The 3869-nt window shown below is 31.6% G+C and carries 4 protein-coding genes; 1 reads left to right on the plus strand and 3 read right to left on the minus strand.

Going from position 1 to position 3869, the window contains the following annotated elements; all coding sequences use genetic code 11:
* Nucleotides 1–209 precede the first annotated feature (209 nt).
* Nucleotides 210–1439, minus strand: coding sequence for an ArgE/DapE family deacylase (locus tag CD155_RS10645; protein ID WP_103213309.1), 1230 nt, complete (start codon nucleotides 1437–1439; stop codon nucleotides 210–212).
* A 147-nt stretch (nucleotides 1440–1586) separates the two neighbouring features.
* Between CD155_RS10645 and CD155_RS10650 the strand changes: the two genes are divergently transcribed.
* Nucleotides 1587–2261 (plus strand): IS6 family transposase, encoded by a 675-nt coding sequence (locus CD155_RS10650; protein ID WP_103213310.1) that lies wholly within the window; start codon nucleotides 1587–1589, stop codon nucleotides 2259–2261.
* Nucleotides 2262–2539: 278 nt separating this feature from the next.
* On the opposite strand, the gene CD155_RS10655 is transcribed toward CD155_RS10650, so the two are convergent.
* Together CD155_RS10655 and CD155_RS12995 are read right to left on the minus strand one after the other, a co-directional pair.
* A complete protein-coding gene (locus tag CD155_RS10655; protein WP_440857125.1) occupies nucleotides 2540–3676 on the minus strand; it encodes an esterase/lipase family protein in 1137 nt (378 codons plus the stop codon).
* Nucleotides 3667–3869 (minus strand): hypothetical protein (locus CD155_RS12995; protein WP_103213312.1); only part of this gene is annotated, 203 nt, incomplete at its 5' end. The genes CD155_RS10655 and CD155_RS12995, both read right to left, overlap by 10 nt.

Below are 3869 nucleotides of genomic sequence, written 5' to 3' on the forward strand. Positions count from 1 at the left end.
ATATATACAAAAAAATGAAACATTAATCAAATTAAATGGAACAACTTCTTATTAAAACAACGTTAAAGATTCTGACTTTGTATAGAACTGTATATTATTTTAACTTTGCAACAGAACTATATTTTTTCTCAAAAATAAAAAGCTGAAAAATGTTACAACTCATTTCTCAGCTTTTTTTATCTTTATGCGGTTATTAAAAGCTCGCAATATTATAAAGAAAAATATTCAATAAATAACTCAATATAATAATTAATGAAACTTAGATAAGCATTTTTACTAACTCTTTCATTTATCTGATGCGCACGTTCACCAGGGCCAAACATTAAGAATGAGAAGTTTTCATCTTTGCCACGTAATAAGTTTGAAGCATCTGTAACTCCTACTGTCGGAGATTTAAGTATTTCATAGTCAAAATGTTTTTTAGCTAGTTTTGAACTTAATTCCATCAAATCATTTTCCCCAGTTGTAAGCACAGGATCAAGGTCAAGATATGTCTCATTTTCTAAACAAGCTCCTTCACTATTAAGACGTTCTATATGCTTGTTAAATAAATCCTTCACCATATCATTATCATATTCTGGTACAGTTCTAACATTAAATTCTGCTACAGCTTGATCAGGAACAGAATTCACCTGTTCACCACCTTTTATAATTGTATTAGTAATTATAGGGCCATATAAAACTCGTGAAACGTCTTCTTGATTTATTTCTTTGGGTAATTGAGGTTTGATATAACTATATAGTTCTTGATAATTAAGTTCTTTACAATTTAATTGTTTAGAGATTTCATAAAAGTCTTTGTCTATATTTCGTATAAATTCTACAAGTGGCTTTATTGCATTTTTTCCAATAACTGGCATAGAGCTATGAGAAGATTTACCTCTAGAGGTAATACGAAAATCCATAGACCCTTTATGTGCATAGACCATCATTTTTTCTGAAGGCTCAGCTATTATTAAAGCATCTACTTCATCCATTTCACCATTTTCATACATTTGTTTGGATCCTAATTGTTCTTTTTCTTCTCCTGTTGTTGCCATAAACTTAATCTTTCCGTTTTTTAACGAGCCACTTTCTTTAACTTCAATCAATGCAATCGCTAGTGCTACTAGCCCTGATTTCATATCTCCAGCGCCTCTTCCGTAAAGGTAACCATCATCCTCAGTTAATGTAAATGGATCATATGTCCACTCATCAGGATCGCCTTCTGATACCACATCCATATGACCTGATAAACCAAGAACAGGTGACCCTTCACCGATTTCTGCAATTAAATTAGCACGATTATCTTCCACTTTCTCAATACGAGAATCAATACCGTATTTTTTAAATAAATCTTGGAAATATTCGCAAACTTCTAATTCATTATTATTGACAGTTTTAAAAGCTACAACTTCTTTTAAGATTTGAACTCTTTCCTCATTTGAAAATACACTCATAACAATATGTCCTTTCAAAGTAATTAGATATAATATATATAATAAATATTACTTCATTATCAACTAGCATATCAAATTAGATGCTTTTCGTGGTTCTGTTGCAAAGTTAGATTTATAGTATAATTTTAACAAAAAGGAGTCTTCTGTATGAACTATTTCAGATATAAACAATTCGATAAAGATGTTATAACTGTAGCCGTTGGCTACTACTTAAGATACGCATTAAGTTATCGTGATATATCTGAAATATTAAGGGAACGTGGTTTTGATGTTCATCATTCAACCATTTATCGATGGGTTCAAGAGTATGCACCTATTTTATATCAACTTTGGAAGAGAAAACATAAAAAAGCGTATTATAAGTGGCGTATTGATGAGACATATATCAAAATTAAAGGACAGTGGTGTTATCTGTATCGCGCGATTGATGCAGATGGACATACATTAGATATTTGGTTACGCAAAAAACGAGATCATCAATCAGCATATGCGTTTATTAAGCGCCTTATTAAACAATTCGCTAAACCTCAAATGATAATTACAGATCAAGCACCTTCAACGAAGGTAGCCATGGCTAAAATAATTAAAGTGTTTAAGCTGAAACCTAACTGTCATTGCACATCTAAATATCTCAATAACCTCATTGAACAAGATCATCGTCACATTAAGGTGAGAAAGACAAGATATCAAAGTGTCAATACGGCAAAAAATACACTCAAAGGCATTGAATGTATTTACGGATTATATAAAAAGAACCGTAGGTCTCTTCAGATCTACGGATTTTCACCATGCCACGAAATTAGTTATATGTTAGCTGGTTAGGTGAAGACTGACACAATAAAATGGTGATTAGATATATTTTTCTAACTTTGCAACAGAACCGCCTTTTTTATACGGGTTTAAAACCCAAGAGAACGCACATTCTACTCCTCTCTATAATTATAAAAAATAGCTATGAAGAAATCTATCGTCATAGATTTCTTCATAGCTAATCTTAGTATGTTTTATAAAACAATTCGTCATCTGACTTTGCAACATAACCCAAATTAGAATACAATTTTTTAACAATAAGCCATCCTGTATAATTCCTAAATGATCTATTAGTTATATTTCTCTTGTTCTTGTTCAACATCTGATAAATAATTAAATAACTCCTCATAAAGATTTAGTACCATCTTAGGTGTTATCTTCTTATCATTTTTTCCCCAACCAACTAAATCCATATGATCCCAGTTTTTTAAAGTAGGCATAACATTCCATATACCAAGTTCTGGTTTTTTATCAAATGTCGTTTCTTTAAAAGGCTTATTATAAGGGAATAGACCACTGGCTAAAGAAATGGGACCATCACTTTTTTGCCAGCTTTCTGGCGATTGGTATCCTTGAAAGTTTCCAATGATTTTAAAAAGAGGGAACATGTTTGAGTTTGCACGTTGATGACCCAGAAAATTTTTGTGGCTATCTAATCCTGTTATCGATACATATGCAATATCTTTATTCATAGTTAACCTATCATTTAATTTTTTAGCCTCTTTTAAAGTGCTATCAAACCAAGGGTAGCTTTCTGTTTTCCAGAAATCATTTCTTTTAACTCTTTTTAGGTATGCTAGATATGTTTCATTTTCTTTTTGTTTTAATCCCCAATGTTCATAACCATAGTCTACAGGATTATATTTATGACTTCTGAGAGTAACATAACTAAACAACAATTTTCTAATAAAAGGCTTATTTGCTATCTTATCTGCTACAAAAGACCCATTATGTGGACCAGCTACAGTAGTTAATGAAGAAATCATATCTTCATTCCCCCCCTTTAAAAGCGGAGATATTTGTCCACCATGCTGTTCATGATATTTTATTTCATCAGGGTCACCATTTCTTAAAAGATCTTCTAAAACTTGAATTGTAGGTCCTCCAAAACTATGCCCAACTAAATGAATTTTTTTACCAGGTTGCCATTCTGGGTATATTCCTTTATAAGTTTTACCATATCTCGAATATCCATATTTTTTAGATCTATAGGCACCATAGTCAACAGTGCCTCCTTTAATATAATAATACAATTCAATAGCTCTATCTTCAGCCCCACCAAACGGACTAACACCAGCTTCCATCACTTTATATCCCTGCTTAGATAATTCTTTATCGAGATCAATCTTGTTACCTCCCCAATAAGAAGGAAAAATCTTTGGTTTAGTTTCATCTGGAAACCCAGCAAAGCCATGTACTAATATGATAGGATTTTTATTTTTTTCACAACTCCCCTATTTCCTTTTGGGATTGTAGGATCTGAAGAATTTTTTGTTTGATATTTTTTCGCTATGTTGTTTAGATCTTTATTATTTAAGACTTGTTCTATATCATTATTATTTTCCTCTGTATCAGTAGATTGCTTTGCATTATCTTGCTTATCTGATTGAGAAGACATTG

This window comes from Staphylococcus caprae, assembly GCF_002902725.1.
Classification (GTDB): domain Bacteria; phylum Bacillota; class Bacilli; order Staphylococcales; family Staphylococcaceae; genus Staphylococcus; species Staphylococcus caprae.

Bases quoted from the DNA above. Each gene is read 5' to 3' on its own strand.
- CD155_RS10645 (WP_103213309.1), bottom strand. From the start codon at position 1,439: ATGAGTGTATTTTCAAATGAGGAAAGAGTTCAAATCTTAAAAGAAGTT.
- CD155_RS10650 (WP_103213310.1), top strand. From the start codon at position 1,587: ATGAACTATTTCAGATATAAACAATTCGATAAAGATGTTATAACTGTA.